An 18,170-nucleotide genomic window follows, 5' to 3' on the forward strand; every position below is an offset into this window, starting at 1 on the left:
CACTATTTTAAGAAAAACAGTGTGGTTTGGCGATAGACAAACAGGGCCGAAGTGTTCGATTTCAGACATTTCGGCCCTGTTTGCCTAAAAAATCAGGTGGGAGAAAAGGGTTTTCGCCCTCTTGCGGGAGAGGGAGAATCCTGCTACAATAGAAACAAATGTATCAGACTAGGAGCGGAAACATGAAGGCAAAGACGCTGTTTTACTGTACCGACTGCGGCAACGAGACGCCCAAGTGGATGGGCCGCTGTCCGGCCTGCGGGGCCTGGAACACCATGGAGGAGCGCCCGGCGGAGAAGCCTGCGGCCAAGAGCCGGAAGACGGGCTATGCCGTGGCCCGAGGCTCTGACACCGGGGTGGCCCTGAACCGCCCCCGGGCCATGGCCGACGTGGAGACCACCGACGAGCTGCGCTTTCAGACCGGCATGGGCGAACTGGACCGGGTGCTGGGCGGCGGCGCGGTGAAAGGTTCGTTGGTGCTGGTGGGCGGCGCGCCGGGCATCGGCAAGTCCACCCTGATGCTGCAAATTTGTGACAGCCTGTGCCGGTTTGCCAAGGTGCTGTATGTCTCCGGCGAGGAGTCGGAGCGGCAGATCAAGCTGCGGGCCGAGCGCCTGAAGGTCCAGGGGGAGGGCCTGTACCTCCTGGCCGAGACCAATTTAGAAAATCTGGTGGACGCCGTCCACGCCATGCGGCCCGACGTGCTCATTGTAGATTCGATCCAGACCATGTACAACGGGGACGTGGGTGCCTCCCCCGGCAGTGTGAGCCAGGTGAAGGAGTGTACCATGACCCTGATGCAGCTGGCCAAGGGGGAGGGCGTCACCGTCTTCGTCATCGGCCACGTGAATAAAGAGGGTTCCATCGCCGGACCCAAGGTGCTGGAGCACATGGTGGACTGCGTCCTCTATTTTGAGGGGGAGCGGCACATGGCCTATCGTATCCTCCGGGCAGCCAAAAACCGCTTTGGGGCCACCAACGAGATCGGCGTGTTCGAGATGGAGGACTGCGGCCTGTCCGAGGTGCCCAATCCGTCCGAGGCCCTGCTCAGCGGGCGGCCCGCCGACGCCCCGGGCACCTGCGTCACCTGCGTGATGGAGGGGGTGCGCCCGGTGCTGGCGGAGATCCAGGCCCTGGTGGTGCCCAGCAGCCTGGGCAACCCCCGGCGGGTGAGCAACGGCATCGACTATAACCGGGCGGCGCTGCTGCTGGCGGTGCTGGAGAAGCGGGGCGGGCTGATGCTGAGCAACTGCGACGCCTATATGAACGTCATCGGCGGCCTGGACCTGGAGGAACCCGCCGCCGACCTGGCCGCCATTCTGGCCATGGCCAGCAGCTTTCGGGACAAGCCCGTGCCCCACGACCTTACCGCCATCGGAGAGGTGGGTCTGACGGGGGAACTGCGGGCGGTGAGCGCCCTGGGCCAGCGGCTGGCGGAGGTGCGGCGGCTGGGCTTTACCAAGTGCCTGGTGCCCAAGCGCACCCAGGGCAAGCTGACGGTGCCCGAGGGGCTGGAGCTGATCCGGGTGGCCAACATCCGGGAGGCTTTGGCGGCACTGCTATAAAAGACGGATTGCCACGTCGGGCTTCGCCCTCCTCGCAATGACAAGAAAAATAGGCCCCCTTGTGAAAGGCCGATTCCCCCTGTCAGGGGGAAATGTCCCGTAGGGACAAAAAGGGTAGGGCAAGCTGTCATCGCCGCAAGGCGATGACTGAGGGATTCAACCACACTATGCAAATTCAAAGAGAGGTTCAGCAATGAAAAAAGGGATCGTATTGGAAGGCGGGGCCCTGCGGGCCATTTTCTCCAGCGGCGTGTGCGACGCCCTGCTGGAGCAGGACGTGATGCCCGACTATCTGGTGGGTGTGTCCGCCGGCATCGCCTATGGCGTGAGCTATCTGTCCCGCCAGCCCCAGCGGAACTTGAAGGTGGTCACCACCTATGCCCGGGACCACCGGTATATGGGCATGCGGAATCTGGCGGATAAAAACAACCGGAGCTATTTCGGCCTGAAGTTCGCCTATGACACCATTCCCAACCAGCTCATCCCCTTCGATTACGACGCCTTTGAGGCCTGGCCCGGCCAGGTGGAGGCGGTGGTGACCAACCTGAACACGGGCAAGGCGGAGTATTTCCCCGTGCCCCGGCGGGACCGGGAGTCCACGCTGCTCCAGGCCACCTGCGCCATGCCCCTGATGTTCCCCATCTATCACCTGGGCGGCCAGCCCTATCTGGACGGGGGCATCGGCGACGCCATCCCCTGGAAGCACGCCTTGGAGCAGGGCTGTGACCGGCTGCTGGTGGTGCTGACCCACCCCCGGGACTATGTACGAAAGCCCGACCCCATGCAGAAGCTGCTCCACCGGACCTATCGGGACTATCCCAACTTCCTGCACGTGATGGAGCACCGGGCCCACGTGTATAACGAGAACCGGGAGGAGCTGTTCCAGCTGGAGCGCCAGGGAAAAGTGAAGGTTATCCTGCCCGACTCCACCATGGGGGTGTCCCGCACGGAGAAGGACCCGGAGAAGCTGCGCCTGCTGTGGGCCAAGGGCTATCAGATGACCGTGGACCGGATGGAGGAGCTGAAGGATTACTTTTCCGACTGATCGGGCTGGTCCGGCTGACACAGGTCGGGCTGAAGGGCGAACAGGGCCAGCGTGTCGCCCACCACGGTGAAGAAGGCGGCCAGGCGGCCCAGCTGCTGGGCGTCCTGCCCCTGGGCCAGGAGCATGGACAGGGCCACGGCCAGCGCCATCAGCTCCCGGCTGTCGCCGCAGGACAGGTTCATATCACACCACCACCGGACCCATTCTATGCGGAGAGTCCGGCGGTTGGTCTGCAAATCGAGCAAATCAAGAAGGAGTAGAGCGAGATGAAGATCGTAGTCATCGACGGCCAGGGGGGCCGCCTGGGCAAGCTGCTGGTGGAGGGGGTCAAGGCCCGCCTGCCAAAGGCGGAGGTGTGGGCCCTGGGCACCAACAGCATCGCCACCGCCACCATGTTAAAGGCCGGGGCGGACTGCGGAGCCACGGGGGAGAACCCGGTGGTCCGGGGGGTGATGGACGCCGACGCGGTGCTGGGCCCCATCGGCATCGTAGTCGCCCACGCGATTTTAGGGGAGGTGACCCCCGCCATGGCCCAGGCCGTGGGCGGCTGCCGGGCCAAAAAGTTCCTAGTGCCCATGAACAGCTGCGGGGTCGTGATCGCCGGAGTCCAGGACCAACCCTTGCCCGGATATGTCGCCCAGGCAGTGGAGCAGATGGTGAGAGAGTTGGAGAAATAATTCACCTACCGGTTAGGAGGTAGTATTTATGTCTAACATGGCTATCGACGCGGCCCGTATGATGGATATGCTGCCTGATGAAGATAAAACCTTTGCCTACGAATTCATCAAGAAGCTGGTGAAAGCGTGGGACCCCGACTTCACAAAGGTGACGCCGGAGGAGGCGCAGCGCATCAAGGCTGCGGAAGAAAGCGGCTTTGTTGCAGACAGCGACATTGATTGGGATAACCTCAGTGCCATCGTGTAATGTAAAAAGCGAGAGAGTTTTATAGCAAAAACAGGCATCGTCCAACCGACGATGCCTGTTTTTCTGTAAACTAGTTGTCTCCATTCCAAACCAGCTGGCAGCACTCCTTCACCTGACAGGCGGCGAAGTAGCGGTCCTCCAGGGGTATCCAGACCTGCTGGAAGCGGGCGGTGCAGCCGGGGCCGCGCTGGGCGATGCGCTCCAGCCGGGTCTCCCAGGGGGCCTCGGTCCAGATGCGCAGGTGATAGCGCTCCCGCAGGTCGGGGCGGAGGGAATAGCTGCCCTCGAATACCATAAGCGGGGCGGGGCAGAGGGTGATCTCCGGCCCCAGGTCGCCGGTGCGGCACCGCCAGGGGCGATAGCGGGCGGCTTCGTTCCGGTACAGGGGGGAGAGGACCTGGGCGTCAAAGCGCTCATAGTCCACGTTGCCCCCGGGCTGAGCCAGCCGCTCCGGGGTGCGCTGGTGGGGTTGGAGGAAGAAGTCGTCCATGTGGACCACCGGGCAGCGGTAGATATCCGCCAGCGTTTTCGCCAGAGTGGACTTACCGGAGGCGCAGGGGCCGTCGATGGCCAGGCGCACATGCTCCCGCCGGGCCATCTCCCGGTCAATGGCCGCCAGAATGGGCACCAGCGCCCCGAACCGGGCCAGCACCACCCGATAGGCCGGGCGGTAGCGCTCTCGATATGTGCCGCTGTGGCTCACCGCCGGGCAGCCCTGGCGGTGATAATCGGCCAGAAAACGTTCTGACCCGGGCAGCTTTAGATCCCGGACCTGATTCAGCGCCCCCTCAAACGCCACCCGGTCCCCCTGAACTTGCTGGGCGGTGAGGAAGAACAGACGGTTCAGGGTGACGGGGGAGAGGCCCGCTTTCTGGCTTGGCCGGAGGTTCAGCCGGCACAGACCATTGCCCAGGGGCTGGGTCAGGAACTCGCCAAAATCGGGGCCGCACTGTTTTAGCTCCTCGGTCAAGCGGGCCAGAGAAGCCGACTCCGAGGGGACCAGATGTCCCGGCCCCAGATAGCTCTGATACAAAAATTTTACCGCGTCCACGGTCTCCAGACCGGGGTGGTTGTCTACATGCTCCTTCAGGAGCGCCGCGATCTGCTCCATGGCGTCAGGCGGTCTGGGGCATCAGGCGGGCCTTCTGCAGGGCTACCACCACCACGGGGATGGCCACCAGCTGGAGGATGATACCGGGAATGGCGGAGGTGAAGGCACCGGCGATGAAGGCGGCGAAGGAGAACTGGGTGTTGCCCGTCAGGGTCAGCAGGGCCCGGACAATGCCCCACACCACGCGCCCGGCGAGCATGGCGCCGATGAGGGAGGCATAGATGCCGCCCAGGCTCTTGGGCAGGCGGCGGTACAGCGCGCCGGACACCAGGCCGTAGACGGCCATCTCAAAGGCCATGGAGATGGCGGTGGGGAACATGGGGGGCATGCCCACCAGCACGGAGCGGAGCAGAGGGGCCACAAAGCCCACCACCGCGCCCCAGACGCCGCCGCACAAAAAGCCGCACAGCAGCACGGGCAGGTGCATGGGCAGCAGCATGGAGCCGATCTGGGGGATGTTGCCGGTAAAGTTGGGCAGAACATAGGCCAGGGCCAGCATCAGGGCGGCCACCACCAAGTTCTTCACGGAACGATCAGTGTTTGTCATAGGGAATGCGTCCTTTCTTGGGTCTTAGATTTTCCGGGGTCTCTGGGTTTCGGACGAAAAAACACCGCAAAGGCAGACCCGCCCTTCTGGGCAGGCGATACCTTCGCGGTATTGATGCTTCGTCTGTATTGAGATAAAACGCGGGGGAGGGGATACGCGGGGCCGGCTTCATGCCGACATTTACTTTAGTATAGCACAGAAGAGGGGCGTGTTCAACCTTGAATTTCAATCAAACATAACCTTGTTAGTTTACACTTCTATTCGAACAGGGGCCACACCTGTAAAACGAAAAAGAAAGAGGTAAACAAAACATGAAAATCAAGGTTATCGGAAAGGCCCACCTGGAGGGGACCAGCAAGAAAACTGGCAAGCCCTACAACCTCAATCAGCTGCACTACGTTGGCAAGGCCCAGGGCGTGGAGGGCGACGCTGCCATGACCATGCCCCTTGACCCTACCTTCTGCCCCTATGCCGCCATCATCGTGGGCGGCGAGTATGACGTGGAGTTCGGCCCCCACGGTCGCGTCATGAACTTCACGCCCTGCAAGTGACATGGGCCTGTCTCACCTGTCGGAGGACCACCCATGCTCTGACTGGGGTCCTCGCTGCCTGAAATGCCGTCTGCGCCCGTGGTGCGTCCTAATCCGCACCCGTCCCCCACCAGCTGCCCCGGCGCGCAAGCGCCGGGGTCGGTAAAGGCCAGTATTACCCTTTACCGACTTTTGTAGAATTGTAGAAAGTAGAAAATCGGGGGATGTATCATGCCACAGTCGCGGAAATGGCAGTTGACCGTAAACAATCCACTGGAAAAGGGCCTGACGCACGAGGTCCTGAAAGAAGCCCTGGCGAAATGCACCGGAATGCTCTACTGGTGCATGTGCGATGAAGAGGGCGACGAGTGCGAGACCTATCACACGCATATTTACTTCGTCCTTCGGACTGCCACCCGCCACACGGTGGTAGATAACCGCTTCCCGAATATCCACCGGGAAATCGTCCGGGGGACCAGCGCCGACAACCGGGCCTATGTCCTGAAAGACGGCGAGAAGTACCAGAAGCAGCCGGACGGCTCCTACGACTATACGGACACCTCCGGCAAGCAGCACAAGGGCAAGAACTACAGCGACACCTTTGAAGAGTGGGGCGAAATGCCCCAGGAACACCAGGGCAAGTCCAAGGACGTGGAGCGTATCTACTCCATCTTTGCGGATAGCTGGCGCGATCTGACCGTGACCTACATATTTGGCACCACCGGCGTGGGCAAGACCCGCTCTGTGATGGACAAGTTCGGCTATCGCAACTGCTACCGGGTCACGGACTACAAGCACCCCTTCGATACCTACGACGGCCAGGACGTGCTTATTCTGGAGGAGTACCGCTCTCAGTTCAAGATAGCGGATATTCTGAACTATCTGGACGGCTACCCGCTCCTGCTGCCCTGCCGCTACTTCAACCGCCAGGCTTGCTTTACCAAAGTGTTCCTCATCACGAACGTCCCCCTGGAGGACCAATACCGCACGGTGAGCGAGGAGAGCCGCAACGCTTTCCTCCGCCGTATCCACAAGGTGGTCCAGCACGGCCCGGATGGCCCGGTGGAATATGATTCCGTCCCCGCCTATCTGGCCCGGAACCGTTGGACAGACCAGGCGGACATAGCCCCGACAATGGAGGGCTTTTGATGTATTAAGCGACGATTTACGACCTGAACGGCCAGGTCCTGTGTGTCTGCTACTCCGGCTGGATGGCCTACATGGTCTATCAGGAGTGCGCACGGCGGGGCGTCTCCGTTCGTATCAAGCAACAGCATATATAAGGCCACTTTCGGTCTCACATCATTGACTAATGAACACAGGTTGTAAAGCTGAAAGTTAGAAGAGATGAGTTAGGAGTTGACCCTTGCGTCGGGGCGGCGGCTTCGGTTATACTAGGAAAAAGGAGGTACATCCGAGATGATAAGCTATGCGCCGTTGTTTGAGACGATGAAGAGACGGGGTGTGACCTCCTATCGGCTGGAACGGATGGGGTTTTCCCGGGCGACCTATTACTCCATCAAGCAGGGCAACAGCGTCTCCACCAACACCATTGACCAGCTGTGTACCCTGCTCCACTGCACCGTGGGCGAGGTCATGGAATTTATCGAGCCGGAGGGGGACAACTGAGGCTTCTGCCCACGAAAACTGTTTAAATTTCCTTTAATTTCTTCCCGCCCCCTTTACAGACGGGGGAATTTGGAGTAAACTAACCACAGTTGTTGTTACAGGAGGTGTTCCAAATGGAAGAGTTGGACCTGACCCGAAAGTTCAGTCTGGGCGACCAGCGGGACATGGAGATCAAGGCGATCTTGTCCACGGTCTATCAGGCCTTGCAGGAAAAGGGCTATAACCCCATCAATCAGATCGTCGGGTACATCCTGTCTGAGGACCCCACCTACATTACCAACCACAACAATGCCCGGGCCCTGATCCGCAGGGTGGACCGGGACGAGCTGCTTCAGACGCTGGTGAAGTATTACCTGACCCACTAAAGCGTTTTGGGGCCTATTTCAGACCCACGGCGGTCCGCCAGGAAAATGGCGGGCCGCTTTTCTGTACCCAAAGGAAGGTGCCGACCATGAACATTCTCATCAGCCGCTGTCTGCTGGGCGTGCCCTGCCGGTATGACGGAAAAAGCGTCCCCGTCCCCGGACTGGAGGTGGCCCTGACCCGGGCGGGACACACCCTGATCCCGATCTGCCCGGAGGTGGACGGCGGTCTGCCCACACCCCGCCCCCCGGCGGAGCTTCAAAGCGACGGCCGGGTGGTGAACCGGGAGGGGAAAGAGGTCACCGCCCAATATCAGGCGGGGGCGGAGCTGGCGGCCAGACTGGCCCAAGAGCACGGCTGCACCGTGGCCGTCTTAAAGGCCAAGTCCCCCTCCTGCGGGGGCAGGCAGGTGTATGACGGCAGCTTTTCCAAAAGACTCATCCCCGGCCAGGGCTGCGCCGCCCGCCGGCTGGCAGAGATGGGCGTGAAGCTGCTGGACGAGACAAATTGGAGAGAATTGGGGTAAAATTTAGCCTTCTCCCACACAGGAGGAAGGCCGGTCACATCTCTTTTCTGATCTGCCGCAGCGCGTTCTTCTCCAACCGGGACACCTGGGCCTGGGAGATGCCGATCTCGGCGGAGACCTCCATCTGGGTCTTGCCCTGAAAGAACCGCAGAGCCAGTATTTTCCGCTCCCGGTCGCTGAGCCGGGACACCGCCTGGTTCAGGGCGATGCGCTCCACCCACATCTCGTCGGTGTTCTTGCTGTCCTTCACCTGGTCCATGACGCACAGGGCGTCCCCGTTGTCAGAGTACACCGGCTCGTACAGGGACACGGGGTCCACAATGGCATCCAGGGCAAAGACGATGTCCTCCCGGCGGATACCCAGAACGGCGGCGATCTCATCCACGGTGGGTTCCCGCTGGTGTTGAGCCATAAAGGCGTCCTTGGCCTGGAGAACTTTATAGGCCGTGTCCCGCATGGCCCGGGACACCCGCAGGGCGCTGTTGTCCCGCAAATATCGCCGCACCTCGCCCAGGATCATGGGCACTCCATATGTGGAAAACCGCACGTCCAGGTCGGTGTTGAAGTTGTCTATGGCTTTTATCAGTCCGATGCAGCCCACCTGGAACAGGTCGTCCAGATTCTCCCCCCGGTTGGCAAAGCGCTGGATGACAGACAGCACCAAGCGCAGATTCCCGGCGATCAGTTCCTCACGGGCCTGCTTGTCTCCCGCTTTGGCCCGCAGGAGCAGGGCCTGGGTCTCCTCGTTTTTCAACACCTTCAGTTTGGCGGTGTTCACCCCGCATATCTCTACCTTGTGCTGCATAAAACAAAGCCCCCCGCCTGTGATACTGTACTTCCAGTATCTCCTGGCAGGGGGCTTTTATCCGCTCAGCGGGGGGCAAAATATTTTACTGTGGGACAGATTTCGATGGATTTTTCCGCCCCACCAAATGTGCCGCCGCCAGCTGCAACACGCAGGACAAAGCGGCCAGGTAGAACACATAGGACACGCCCAGGCGGGCCCAGATGATGCCCATGATGGGGGAGACGGAGATGGCCATGATGTGGTCCACGCTGAGACCCACGGACAGGGTCTCCGTCACCTCCTCCGGGTCCAGGGCGATGGCGCGCATCATGAAGGAGTGGACCATGTTGAACTGCTCGAACAGGATGCACAGCACATAGGCGGCGTAGACCAGCCAGCACTGCCAGCCGTCAGTGGCCAGGGCCCCGGCGGACAGCATTCCCGCCAGAACGCCCATGAGGGTGAAGGAGACCAGAATATAGCCCGACTCCAGCCACAGCATCTTCCGGGTGCCCAGCTTGTCCAGCATCCGGCCCAGCAGGGGAGCGAACCAGCTGCCCACAAAGTAGGTGGCGATGGACAGCAGGGCCACCGTGTCTGCCCCCTTGCCCAGCAGCTGGATGATGACCCAGGGGGCGAAGACGATCTTGATGCGCTTCTGACAGCCATAGGCCAGGGTGACCAGGTAATAGGGGGTGTACTGCCGCCGGAACAGCAGGCGGAAGGGGTGGGTGCGGCCTTTATGTCCGCCCATGCCCCGGGCCATAACGATAAGCAAAAGAATGGCGGCTCCGGCGGCCAGGGCAGCGATGACAAAGGGCAAGATCACCGGCGTGGCGAAGGAGAAGATACCCGCCCGAAAGCCCACGAACACGGCGCAGGCGGCCAGCATCGTGACCACTGTATTTACTGATTTGAACCGGCCCATCATGGCCCCCACTTTGCCCCGCTCCGCCAGGTCCATGGAGATGGCGTCGTTTAAGGGCATGAACAGGTGCATCCCCATGGAGTGGAGAAACAGAAAGGCCAGCATCACCCCATAGCTGGGGGAGAACAGGCCCATGACCACCAGGCCGATGAGCACCAGCGCCTGGGCCACCACCGACATCCACAGGTTGCCCAGGGGGGCCAGCAGGGCCACCAGGAGCATACATAAAATGCCCGGGCTCTCCCGGGGGATCTCCAGAAAGCCCCGTTGGATGGCGTCGATGTGATAGACCTCGCTGTAGTAATTGGAAAAGATGCTGGCCCCCAACCCTCCGGCCACGGCCAGAAAGGCCAGGACCAGGGTGAAGAGGCGGATGTTGCGCTGGCGGACGGATTCCTCCATAAAACTCTCTCTCCTTATGTCTCTATATCGCTTGCAGAAACAGCGCACGGAGCGGGCCGGGAAAGGGCACGCTCCGTGCGGTGTCTGTTACAGGGTGTCCTCCTCCGTGCGGTCCAGGGGGGAGGGGGCGTCGGACCAGGGGGGCGGATCGGATGCGGGGGGCGTTGAAACCGGAGCGGCGGGTGCTGCGGGAGCGCTCTCGCTCTGAGGCGGCGGGTCGGTCACCACGCCCTGGCGGTATTTCAGCTCCTGCCACTGCTCCTTGGTGATGAGCAGCTGGCGGGGCTTGCTGCCCTCGAAGGGACCCACGATGCCCTTCTCCTCCAGCTGGTCCACCAGGCGGGCGGCCCGGGCATAGCCCAGCTTCAGCCGCCGCTGGAGCATGGAGACCGAGGCCTGGCCCGTCTCCACCACCACCTCGGCGGCGGCGTCGATCAGCTCGTCAAACTCGCTGTCCACGTCGTCGGGGGCGGAGCCGCCCACGCCCTTGCTGCCCTTCTCCTTCTCGGCGGCGTGCTGCTCGATCTCCCGCATGACGTCATCGTCATACTGGGCCGCGCCGCTCTTTTTGACGAAGTTCACTACGGCGGCCACCTCCTGGTCGGAGATCAGGCAGCCCTGGACACGGGTGGGCTTGCCGGAGCCGAGAGGGAAGTAGAGCATGTCGCCCCGGCCCACCAGCTTTTCCGCGCCGGTGATGTCCAGGATGATGCGGGACTCCAGACTGGAGGCCACGGCAAAGGCGATGCGGCTGGGGATGTTGGCCTTCATCAGGCCGGTGATCACGTCGGCGGAGGGCCGCTGGGTGGCGATAATTAAGTGCATACCGGCGGCACGGCCCATCTGGGCCACCCGGCAGATGGATTCCTCCACCTCTTTGGCGGCCACCAGCATCAGGTCGGCCAGCTCGTCGATGAGGACCACGATATAGGGCATCTTCTCCATGCCCTCGGTCCGGGCGGCCAGGGCGTTATACTCCTCCAGCTTGCGCACCCCCACCTCGGAGAAGGTGCGGTAGCGCTTCATCATCTCGGTGACGGCCCACTGGAGGGCCCCGGCGGCCTTTTTCGGGTCGGTGACCACGGGAATGAGCAGGTGGGGAATGCCGTTATAGATGCCCAGCTCTACCATTTTGGGGTCCACCATGATAAGGCGGACCTCCTCCGGCGTGGCCTTGTACAGCAGGGAGGTGATGATGGAGTTGGTACACACGGACTTGCCGGAGCCGGTGGTACCGGCGATGAGCAGGTGGGGCATCTTGGCGATGTTGCCCACGATAGGGTTGCCGCCGATGTCCTTGCCCACGGCGAAGGAGACCTTGGAGGCGCTGTCGGTAAAGGCTTTGGAGCCGATGACCGAGTGGATGTTTACCGGGGTGACCGCCTTGTTGGGCACCTCGATGCCCACCATGGAGATCTGGTCGGGGATGGGGGCGATGCGCACGCCGGTGGCCCCCAGGGACAGGGCGATGTCGTCGGCCAGGTTGGTCAGCTTGTTCAGCCGGACGCCCTGGTCCAGCTCCAGCTCATACCGGGTGACGGAGGGGCCCCGGGTGACGTTGATGATGTTGGCGTCGATGCCGAAGGAGTGGATGGTGTCGGTGAGCCGCTGGCGGTTGGCGTTCAGCTCGGCCATGGCCTGGCCGCCCATCTCCGCAGGACCCTCGGTCAGCAGGGACAGGGGGGGATACTGATAGGGGGGGACGGTTTGTCCCATATTTCCCTGGATGTCCTGGGCCACTTGGGCGGCCTGCTGGGCCACCTCGCCCTTGGAGACGGTCTCCGGCTCCTCGATCATGGGCTGGGGCGCGGAGGGCTCGGGCACGTGGGGGCTGGGCTGGACGGACAGGGGCCGGGGAGGAGCCACCGCCGCAGGCTGGCTGACCGGGGGAACCGGGGCGAACACAGGCTCCGGTCCCGGCTGGGGCGCAGGCGCGGAGGGTTCGGGGGCCACAGGGGCGTAAATAGGCTGGGAGATAAAAGCGGGTTCCTCCTGGGGGGCAGATTCAGGCTCAGTGTCAGATTCCAGAGTCAGCTCCTCGGGGGTGACAGGGATGGGCTCGTCCACGGGAGCCATGTCCGCAGATGCGAACTGGGCGGGCCCCGGCTCGGATCGCATGTCGGGCTGAGGCTCTGCCTGGGCCTTGCCCCGGCCCAGATGTCCGGCCAGCAGCTGGTCGGGGGAGGGGACCCGGGGCTTGCGGTCGAAGAAGCCCTTCTTTTTCTCCGGGGGCGGGGCGGCCTGGCGGCTCTGGCCGACAAGAGGGCCGTCGTCCACGGGGATGTCGATGTCCATCTCCGCCCGGCGGGAGAGGCTGGAGGCAGGCGCGGCATGGGCGGGGGCCTCCTGCTCCTCCTGCATCTCACGGCGGCGGCGGGGGCGCTCCGGCTCATATTCATACTGGGGGCGGTTGAAGAGCCACTCGGCCACGTCCACGATGGAGCGGTTGCAGGCGGCCAGAGCCAGGAAGAAGCCGCAGAGGACGCAGACGATGGTGCAGCCCAGCTTGGTGAACAGGCTGACAAAGACCTGGCCCAGCAGGCCGCCCAGGGCGCCGCCGGACTTCAGCTCCTCGCCGGTGGCCCACAGGGTCTTAATAAGCGCGGCGTCCCAGGGCAGGACTTGGCTGAGCAGCCCGTGAAGCATCACTGAGAGGGCCAGGGGCAGGGCCAGGGCGCAGCACAGCCGCAGGGCCACCGGGCGGCCCCGGTGGAAGGCCAGGATGTAGGCGCACAGGACCAGGGCCGGGGGCATGAGCCAGAAGCCATAGCCCAGCAGACCCTTCAGCAGGGCGCAGAACAGGTCGATGAACAGGGCCTTCATGTGAAAATAGCCAAAGGCGGCGAAGATGGCCAGCAGCAGGCAGACCAGCGCGCCCACCTCCCGGCGGAAGGGCTTGGGGGCGGGGGCGGTCTGGCGCTTGGCGGAGCCGGAGCGGGAGGAGGAGGCCCTGCTGCCGCCGCCCGAGGCGCGCTTCCCGCTGGAGGTCCGCTTTCCGCCGGAGGAGCGGCTTCCGCTGGCGGCTCTGCTTCCGCCGGAGGCGGCGCGGCTGCCGCCCGATCTCTTTTTCGTGGTTGCCATGGCGATCCAGTTCCTTTCGTCAGGTGGTTAGGGGTGTCCCGTCAGGGGAGAGGGGGGTCAGAAAAACTCAGGCGTGGACAAAGGTGACCCCCAGCAGGGAGAGCACCAGGAAGATGGCGCCCGCGATCCAGCAGTAATAGGCGAAGGCGCCGAACTTGCCCTTGTCGGCCAGCAGGTTCACCAGGCGGATGGCGAAATAGCCCACCACACCGGCGATGACCATGCCCAGCAGATACTTGGGCAGCATCCCGTCGGGGATACCGGATCCGGCGCTGAGGGTGTCCTTCACCTCCAGCAGGGTGGCGCCGAACACGGCGGGCAGAGGACATGAGGAAGGAGTACCGCACGGCAAACTCCCGGCGGAAGCCCAGGGCCATGCCGGCGGAGATGGTGCAGCCGGAGCGGGACAGACCGGGGATGGTGGCGATGCCCTGGGCCGCGCCCACCAGCAGCACATCTTTTACCGTGGCGCTGCGGGCAGTTTTTCTGCCGCTGGCCATCCGGTCAGAGAAGAAGAGGATGCAGCCGGTGACCAGCAGGGCGAAACTGACGAACACGGGGCTGCTGCCCAGGCCCTCTACATACTTCTTCACAGGCAGGATGAGGAACAGGGGCAGGGTGCCCACGATGACCAGAAAGACCAGTCGGCGGGTCTCCGGCGGCTCCCCCTGGCCGGGCTGACGGGAGAACATGGCGGCGATGCCCCGGAAGAACTCCAGAATCATGCCCAGCACGTCCTGGAAATAGTAGATGCACACCGCCAGCAATGTGGCGAAGTGGAGCAGGATGTTGAACAGCTGGTCGGGCTCCTCCATGCCGAAGAAGTGCTGGAGCAGGGTCAGGTGGCCCGAACTGGAGATGGGCAGGAATTCAGCCACCCCCTGGACCAAGCCGAGAATGGCGGACATGAGATAGGTCACGATAAGTACCTCCTTACAGATGATAAATGACATAAAATCTCTTTTACTATATTAGCACAACTGTTCTGAAAATTCCAGACCTTTTCTTGCCCGGCCTTTTGGCAAAACAGCCGAAAGAGCATAGCACGCTATTGACGCAAGAATAATAGCGTGCTATTATTAATGCGATATAAAGAGAAAAGGAGGGCGCGCCATGGGAACGCCAACTGGGCTGCTGTTCAAACAGATCCACGATAAACTGGAAAAACAGGCCAACAACACCCTGCGGCAGCAGGGGCTGACCATGATGCAGGTGTCCGTCCTGCTGACGATACAGGGGGCGGAGGGCAAGCGCTGCTCCATGAAGGAGCTGGAGCGCTTTTTCGGCGTGGCCCAGTCCACGGTGGCGGGGGTCGTCTCTCGGCTGGAGCAGAAGGGCCTGGTGACCGCCACAGGTGCCCCGGAGGACAGGCGTGTAAAGTTGGTCTGCATTACAGGATCTGGAGAGAAATGCTGCGGCCAGGCGGCCTGTCACATGGACCAGGCAGAGGAGAGGCTGCTGCGGGGCTTCTCCCCGGAGGAGCGGGCGCAGCTTAAGAGCCTGCTGGTCCGGGTGGCCGATAACCTGAATTGAAACCGTCCCTCCTGGCGGAGGGATGTTTCTTACGCAAATCAATAGCTTGCTATCAAAGAGGAGGACAACATGAACAAGGATCAAGGGATGGATGTGTTTGAAAAGGTCCCGGTGGGTCGGGCGGTGCTGCAAAATGTGCTGCCCGCCATGGCGGCCATGCTGATGGTGCTGGTCTATAATCTGGCGGATACCTTTTTCATCGGGCAGACCCGCGACGCCCTACAGGTGGCGGCGGTGTCCCTGGCCACGCCGGTGTTCCTGCTGTTTATGGCGGTGGGTTCCGTCTTTGGCATGGGCGGCACCTCGGTCATCTCCCGGGCCATGGGGGAGGGGCGGCGGGAATACGCCCAAAAGGTCTGCTCCTTCTGCATGTGGAGCTACGTGGGAGTGGGCCTGGTGATGGCGGCCCTGTTTCTGCTGTGTATGGATCAGATCCTGGCCCTGGTGGGGGCCAGCCCGGACACCTGGGCATACGCCAAGAGCTATCTCACCATCGTCAGCGTCTCCGGGCCCTTTGTGCTTGTTGCAAACTGCTATTCCAATGTGATCCGGGCGGAGGGGCAGTCGGGCAGGGCCATGATGGGCCAGCTGCTGGGCAATCTGCTCAACGTGGTGCTGGACCCCCTCTTTATCCTGGTTTTCCACTGGGAGATCACCGGGGCGGCCATCGCCACCGTCATTGGAAACGTGGTGGGCGCGGGCTATTACATCGTCTATTTCTGCCGGGGCGGTTCGGCGCTGAGCATCCGGCTTCAGGACTTTACCGTGGGGGACAAGGTGGCCTCCGGCGTGCTGGCCATCGGCGTGCCCGCCGCCCTGGGGTCCTTCCTCATGAGCGTATCCAGCATTCTGTTCGGCGTGTTCTATGTGCTGGTCAACGCCCTGCAAGCCTGTGGTGCGGCCACGGAATCCCTAATCGTCAACATCTCCCGCCAGGGGCTTGTCTACATTCCCGCCATGTTCCTGCTGGGCGCGGCCTTTCACGAGCAGGGACTCATCTGGGCCCAGCCCGTGGCCGACGTGCTGTCCCTGCTCCTGGCGGCGGCGCTGTACATGCGAAAGAGCAGGAAAATGATGGATTGACAAATTTCGACAGTCATGTTATAATGCAGTCGAATTTCATACTTGATACATATTTGGACACAGCGACACTGTTTACATAGCGAAACAGGCTCGCTATGTCCATTTTTATGTTTCAAGGAGAGATGTTAAGATGATCGTGTTTTTGTTGGATCTGGCCATGGTTTCGGTGGTGATCCTGCTGGCCTATGTGCTGCACGTCAGTCAGTGGGTGCTGACGGGGCTACAGTCCGGGGGGCGGGGTATCTGCGGACTTGCGGACCCGGCGGTCTGGTGGAAGGGCGTCCGGGGCTGGGACGACTTTGTCCTGGTGGACAGCTGCCTGCTGCAAGTGAGCCTCCGCCACTGGGTATGGGTCCTGTCCAGCCTGGGGCTGTGCTGCCACCTTCCGGCCCTGCTGGTGCTGTTTCTTATCCATCAGCTGGCGCCGGAGACGCTGCACTGGCAGGGGGAGCTGGCAGCCGCTGGAGGGGTGCTGCTGATGCTGGCCATTGCCGCGGCGGCCTCCTGGTACAGCATCGGTGAGTTCCACGACTTGATGGCGGAGTCCTTCTCCTTTGTGGCGGCGGTGCGGACCTTCCTGCGGGGGCGCTTCAGCGAGGCAGAGCAGAATGCCGTGCTGCACCTGGCATTTAAGCTGCTGGAAATGGCGGACCAAGTGGTGCCCAAGATCTATGACACCACCCCCGAGGGCGGGAGGGAGGCCCTGCTGGACGTGCTGGCTATGATCAATGAAACCGGCGACTGGACCCAGCGCATCTCCCCGGAGGAGCGGGAGCTGTATGAAAAGCTGTCGGAATTTCTGTAAGACCGCCGGAAAAATTTTCACCGCCCTGCAACCGCGCCCGGGAAAACCGGACTATAATCAGTGAAAGCGGACGATAAGACCGGGAGAGGAGGGCAGACATGGACGACAGAGACATCATCGCCCTGTATTGGCAGCGGGCGGAGCGGGCCATCCACGAGACGGCGGCCAAATATGGCGGCCTGTGCTATACCATCGCCCACAACATTCTGTCCAGCCGGGAGGACAGCGAGGAGTGCGTCAACGACACCTATCTGGGCCTTTGGAACGCCATCCCGCCCCAAAAGCCGGAGCGCTTTTCCGCGTTCGTGGCCCGGGTGACCAGAAACCTGGCCCTGAAGCGGTTTGACCACGTGAACGCCCAAAAGCGGAACCCGGTGGCGGTGCGCTCCTTGGAGGAACTGGGGCAGTGCGTGTCCGGGCGGGAGAGCGTGGAGACCGAGGTGGAGGCCCGGCGGCTGAAAGAACTGCTGGACGCGTTCCTGTGGGCGCAGGACGAGGAGCGGCGGAACATATTCCTCCTGCGGTATTGGTATTTCCAGTCCATAGACGGCATCTGCCGCCGCACCGGCTATAGCCAGAGCAAGATCAAATCCATGTTGTTTCAGACGCGAAAGAAGCTGCGGGCATATCTGGAAAAGGAGGGCGTGGCGCTATGACGGCGAGGGAATTGGCGGAGAACATGGGTAACATCGACCAGCGATTGATCGAGAGCGCGGGGCAGGCCCCCAATTACGGGCGGCGGAGGAGAACGGGCCGCCTCCGCCGGGCCCTGGCCCTGGCGGCGGCGGCTGTGCTGATGACGGCCAGCTTTGCCGCGGGGGCCCTGTCCGGGGGCAGGGGGCCGGAGACCCATCCCCATCCCGGAGACGGGGCTGACGGTGGTCCTGCCGGAGAGCTGGCGGGGAAAGTGCGGCTATGAGCTTCAGGACGGTTCCCTGGGCGTGTATCTCCGCGCCGCCCGGACGGGGGAGGGTCTGGACGAGGCGGGCTACCTCTTCACGGTGGAGTGTCACGAGGGCAGCTGCGACCCGGCAGCGGACTTCGCCGCCCGGCAGTATGTCATCGCCTCCACGCCGAAAGAGACATACTTTCTCATCCTGCCCTCCGACGTGCAGTACGACCCCAATAACGCCGCCGTGGCCCGGGAGTACCTGAATATGTCCCAGCAGATCGGCGAGGTGCAGGTGCTGTTGGCGGATTGGTTGGGGGAGTGAAGCGAAGGGACGGTTTCTGATGACAGAAGTTGCCCGCCATCATTGCGGTCTTCCTCACAATGGAATAAAAAAGAGACATCTGCTATGAACTGCACCC

General features: G+C 62.3%; 22 protein-coding genes. 15 read left to right on the plus strand and 7 right to left on the minus strand.

Annotated elements, in window-relative coordinates:
- The first annotated feature begins 182 nt into the window (after positions 1-182).
- Positions 183-1,565 (plus strand): DNA repair protein RadA, encoded by a 1,383-nt coding sequence (gene radA / locus ACSAMP_RS09365; RefSeq protein ID WP_457800288.1) that lies wholly within the window; start codon positions 183-185, stop codon positions 1,563-1,565.
- Positions 1,566-1,758: 193 nt separating this feature from the next.
- The gene (locus tag ACSAMP_RS09370) at positions 1,759-2,610 is read left to right on the plus strand and encodes a patatin-like phospholipase family protein (protein ID WP_457800289.1); all 852 of its coding nucleotides are present in this window, start codon (positions 1,759-1,761) and stop codon (positions 2,608-2,610) included.
- Here ACSAMP_RS09370 and ACSAMP_RS09375 read toward each other — a convergent pair.
- Positions 2,595-2,792, minus strand: coding sequence for a hypothetical protein (locus ACSAMP_RS09375; protein ID WP_441795646.1), 198 nt, complete (start codon positions 2,790-2,792; stop codon positions 2,595-2,597). The two genes, ACSAMP_RS09370 and ACSAMP_RS09375, sit on opposite strands and share 16 nt — an antisense overlap.
- Positions 2,793-2,876: 84 nt before the next feature.
- Here ACSAMP_RS09375 and ACSAMP_RS09380 point away from each other — a divergent pair, with 84 nt between their 5' ends.
- Together ACSAMP_RS09380 and ACSAMP_RS09385 are read left to right on the plus strand one after the other, a co-directional pair.
- A complete protein-coding gene (locus ACSAMP_RS09380) occupies positions 2,877-3,287 on the plus strand; it encodes a DUF3842 family protein (RefSeq protein ID WP_457800290.1) in 411 nt (136 codons plus the stop codon).
- 28 nt (positions 3,288-3,315) lie between these two features.
- On the plus strand, positions 3,316-3,534 hold the full coding sequence (locus ACSAMP_RS09385; RefSeq protein WP_457800291.1) for a hypothetical protein: 219 nt from the start codon (positions 3,316-3,318) through the stop codon (positions 3,532-3,534).
- A 70-nt stretch (positions 3,535-3,604) separates the two neighbouring features.
- Here the strand turns inward: ACSAMP_RS09385 and ACSAMP_RS09390 are convergent, their stop codons facing one another.
- Both ACSAMP_RS09390 and ACSAMP_RS09395 read right to left on the minus strand, forming a co-directional pair.
- A complete protein-coding gene (locus ACSAMP_RS09390) occupies positions 3,605-4,645 on the minus strand; it encodes a uridine kinase family protein (protein WP_457800292.1) in 1,041 nt (346 codons plus the stop codon).
- 4 nt (positions 4,646-4,649) lie between these two features.
- Positions 4,650-5,192, minus strand: coding sequence for an ECF transporter S component (locus tag ACSAMP_RS09395; protein ID WP_457800293.1), 543 nt, complete (start codon positions 5,190-5,192; stop codon positions 4,650-4,652).
- 311 nt (positions 5,193-5,503) lie between these two features.
- On the opposite strand from ACSAMP_RS09395, the gene ACSAMP_RS09400 reads away from it, so the two are divergent.
- From ACSAMP_RS09400 to ACSAMP_RS09420, 5 genes are all read left to right on the plus strand, one after another.
- Complete coding sequence (locus ACSAMP_RS09400; RefSeq protein WP_457800294.1) at positions 5,504-5,743, plus strand: hypothetical protein; 240 nt, start codon at positions 5,504-5,506, stop codon at positions 5,741-5,743.
- Positions 5,744-5,953: 210 nt separating this feature from the next.
- A complete protein-coding gene (locus tag ACSAMP_RS09405; RefSeq protein ID WP_457800295.1) occupies positions 5,954-6,871 on the plus strand; it encodes a hypothetical protein in 918 nt (305 codons plus the stop codon).
- A gap of 270 nt (positions 6,872-7,141) precedes the next feature.
- Positions 7,142-7,351, plus strand: a complete 210-nt coding sequence (locus ACSAMP_RS09410; RefSeq protein WP_457800296.1) for a helix-turn-helix domain-containing protein — start codon at positions 7,142-7,144, stop codon at positions 7,349-7,351.
- 113 nt (positions 7,352-7,464) lie between these two features.
- On the plus strand, positions 7,465-7,716 hold the full coding sequence (locus tag ACSAMP_RS09415; protein ID WP_147562932.1) for an IreB family regulatory phosphoprotein: 252 nt from the start codon (positions 7,465-7,467) through the stop codon (positions 7,714-7,716).
- An 86-nt stretch (positions 7,717-7,802) separates the two neighbouring features.
- Positions 7,803-8,240: a 2-thiouracil desulfurase family protein gene (locus ACSAMP_RS09420; protein ID WP_441795848.1), complete on the plus strand. Its 438-nt coding sequence runs from the start codon at positions 7,803-7,805 to the stop codon at positions 8,238-8,240.
- Between the two features lie 34 nt (positions 8,241-8,274).
- Here ACSAMP_RS09420 and sigG read toward each other — a convergent pair whose 3' ends face one another.
- The 4 genes from sigG to ACSAMP_RS09440 form a co-directional block, all read right to left on the minus strand.
- Positions 8,275-9,045, minus strand: coding sequence for an RNA polymerase sporulation sigma factor SigG (gene sigG / locus ACSAMP_RS09425; RefSeq protein WP_441795847.1), 771 nt, complete (start codon positions 9,043-9,045; stop codon positions 8,275-8,277).
- 85 nt (positions 9,046-9,130) lie between these two features.
- Positions 9,131-10,357 carry an MFS transporter gene (locus tag ACSAMP_RS09430; protein ID WP_457800297.1) on the minus strand — a complete coding sequence of 409 codons (1,227 nt, stop codon included), beginning with the start codon at positions 10,355-10,357 and terminating at the stop codon, positions 9,131-9,133.
- Between the two features lie 87 nt (positions 10,358-10,444).
- Positions 10,445-13,438: an FtsK/SpoIIIE family DNA translocase gene (locus ACSAMP_RS09435; RefSeq protein ID WP_457800298.1), complete on the minus strand. Its 2,994-nt coding sequence runs from the start codon at positions 13,436-13,438 to the stop codon at positions 10,445-10,447.
- Between the two features lie 41 nt (positions 13,439-13,479).
- On the minus strand, positions 13,480-14,358 hold the full coding sequence (locus ACSAMP_RS09440; RefSeq protein ID WP_457800299.1) for an undecaprenyl-diphosphate phosphatase: 879 nt from the start codon (positions 14,356-14,358) through the stop codon (positions 13,480-13,482).
- Between the two features lie 193 nt (positions 14,359-14,551).
- Here ACSAMP_RS09440 and ACSAMP_RS09445 point away from each other — a divergent pair, with 193 nt between their 5' ends.
- The 6 genes from ACSAMP_RS09445 to ACSAMP_RS09470 all read left to right on the plus strand — a co-directional run bounded on the left by ACSAMP_RS09445 (position 14,552) and on the right by ACSAMP_RS09470 (position 18,073).
- The gene (locus ACSAMP_RS09445) at positions 14,552-14,971 is read left to right on the plus strand and encodes a MarR family winged helix-turn-helix transcriptional regulator (protein ID WP_441795843.1); all 420 of its coding nucleotides are present in this window, start codon (positions 14,552-14,554) and stop codon (positions 14,969-14,971) included.
- A 69-nt stretch (positions 14,972-15,040) separates the two neighbouring features.
- Entirely contained in the window at positions 15,041-16,054 is a 1,014-nt protein-coding gene (locus tag ACSAMP_RS09450; protein WP_457800300.1) for an MATE family efflux transporter, read from the plus strand.
- A 130-nt stretch (positions 16,055-16,184) separates the two neighbouring features.
- Entirely contained in the window at positions 16,185-16,859 is a 675-nt protein-coding gene (locus tag ACSAMP_RS09455) for a hypothetical protein (RefSeq protein ID WP_457800301.1), read from the plus strand.
- A 98-nt stretch (positions 16,860-16,957) separates the two neighbouring features.
- On the plus strand, positions 16,958-17,515 hold the full coding sequence (locus ACSAMP_RS09460; RefSeq protein ID WP_457800302.1) for an RNA polymerase sigma factor: 558 nt from the start codon (positions 16,958-16,960) through the stop codon (positions 17,513-17,515).
- Positions 17,512-17,778 (plus strand): hypothetical protein, encoded by a 267-nt coding sequence (locus ACSAMP_RS09465; RefSeq protein WP_457800303.1) that lies wholly within the window; start codon positions 17,512-17,514, stop codon positions 17,776-17,778. The genes ACSAMP_RS09460 and ACSAMP_RS09465 overlap by 4 nt, the downstream gene beginning before the upstream one ends.
- Positions 17,738-18,073, plus strand: a complete 336-nt coding sequence (locus ACSAMP_RS09470) for a hypothetical protein (protein ID WP_457800304.1) — start codon at positions 17,738-17,740, stop codon at positions 18,071-18,073. Before ACSAMP_RS09465 ends, ACSAMP_RS09470 begins: the two co-directional genes overlap by 41 nt.
- The last annotated feature ends 97 nt before the right edge of the window (positions 18,074-18,170 follow it).

The organism is Flintibacter sp. SJQ-8, from assembly GCF_054108085.1.

Bases quoted from the DNA above. Each gene is read 5' to 3' on its own strand.
- ACSAMP_RS09460 (WP_457800302.1), top strand. From the start codon at position 16,958: ATGGACGACAGAGACATCATCGCCCTGTATTGGCAGCGGGCGGAGCGG.
- ACSAMP_RS09370 (WP_457800289.1), top strand. From the start codon at position 1,759: ATGAAAAAAGGGATCGTATTGGAAGGCGGGGCCCTGCGGGCCATTTTC.
- ACSAMP_RS09435 (WP_457800298.1), bottom strand. From the start codon at position 13,438: ATGGCAACCACGAAAAAGAGATCGGGCGGCAGCCGCGCCGCCTCCGGC.
- ACSAMP_RS09450 (WP_457800300.1), top strand. From the start codon at position 15,041: ATGAACAAGGATCAAGGGATGGATGTGTTTGAAAAGGTCCCGGTGGGT.
- ACSAMP_RS09415 (WP_147562932.1), top strand. From the start codon at position 7,465: ATGGAAGAGTTGGACCTGACCCGAAAGTTCAGTCTGGGCGACCAGCGG.
- ACSAMP_RS09390 (WP_457800292.1), bottom strand. From the start codon at position 4,645: ATGGAGCAGATCGCGGCGCTCCTGAAGGAGCATGTAGACAACCACCCC.
- radA (WP_457800288.1), top strand. From the start codon at position 183: ATGAAGGCAAAGACGCTGTTTTACTGTACCGACTGCGGCAACGAGACG.
- ACSAMP_RS09420 (WP_441795848.1), top strand. From the start codon at position 7,803: ATGAACATTCTCATCAGCCGCTGTCTGCTGGGCGTGCCCTGCCGGTAT.
- ACSAMP_RS09445 (WP_441795843.1), top strand. From the start codon at position 14,552: ATGGGAACGCCAACTGGGCTGCTGTTCAAACAGATCCACGATAAACTG.
- ACSAMP_RS09455 (WP_457800301.1), top strand. From the start codon at position 16,185: ATGATCGTGTTTTTGTTGGATCTGGCCATGGTTTCGGTGGTGATCCTG.
- ACSAMP_RS09465 (WP_457800303.1), top strand. From the start codon at position 17,512: ATGACGGCGAGGGAATTGGCGGAGAACATGGGTAACATCGACCAGCGA.
- ACSAMP_RS09405 (WP_457800295.1), top strand. From the start codon at position 5,954: ATGCCACAGTCGCGGAAATGGCAGTTGACCGTAAACAATCCACTGGAA.
- ACSAMP_RS09400 (WP_457800294.1), top strand. From the start codon at position 5,504: ATGAAAATCAAGGTTATCGGAAAGGCCCACCTGGAGGGGACCAGCAAG.
- sigG (WP_441795847.1), bottom strand. From the start codon at position 9,045: ATGCAGCACAAGGTAGAGATATGCGGGGTGAACACCGCCAAACTGAAG.
- ACSAMP_RS09380 (WP_457800290.1), top strand. From the start codon at position 2,877: ATGAAGATCGTAGTCATCGACGGCCAGGGGGGCCGCCTGGGCAAGCTG.
- ACSAMP_RS09410 (WP_457800296.1), top strand. From the start codon at position 7,142: ATGATAAGCTATGCGCCGTTGTTTGAGACGATGAAGAGACGGGGTGTG.
- ACSAMP_RS09430 (WP_457800297.1), bottom strand. From the start codon at position 10,357: ATGGAGGAATCCGTCCGCCAGCGCAACATCCGCCTCTTCACCCTGGTC.
- ACSAMP_RS09375 (WP_441795646.1), bottom strand. From the start codon at position 2,792: ATGAACCTGTCCTGCGGCGACAGCCGGGAGCTGATGGCGCTGGCCGTG.
- ACSAMP_RS09395 (WP_457800293.1), bottom strand. From the start codon at position 5,192: ATGACAAACACTGATCGTTCCGTGAAGAACTTGGTGGTGGCCGCCCTG.
- ACSAMP_RS09385 (WP_457800291.1), top strand. From the start codon at position 3,316: ATGTCTAACATGGCTATCGACGCGGCCCGTATGATGGATATGCTGCCT.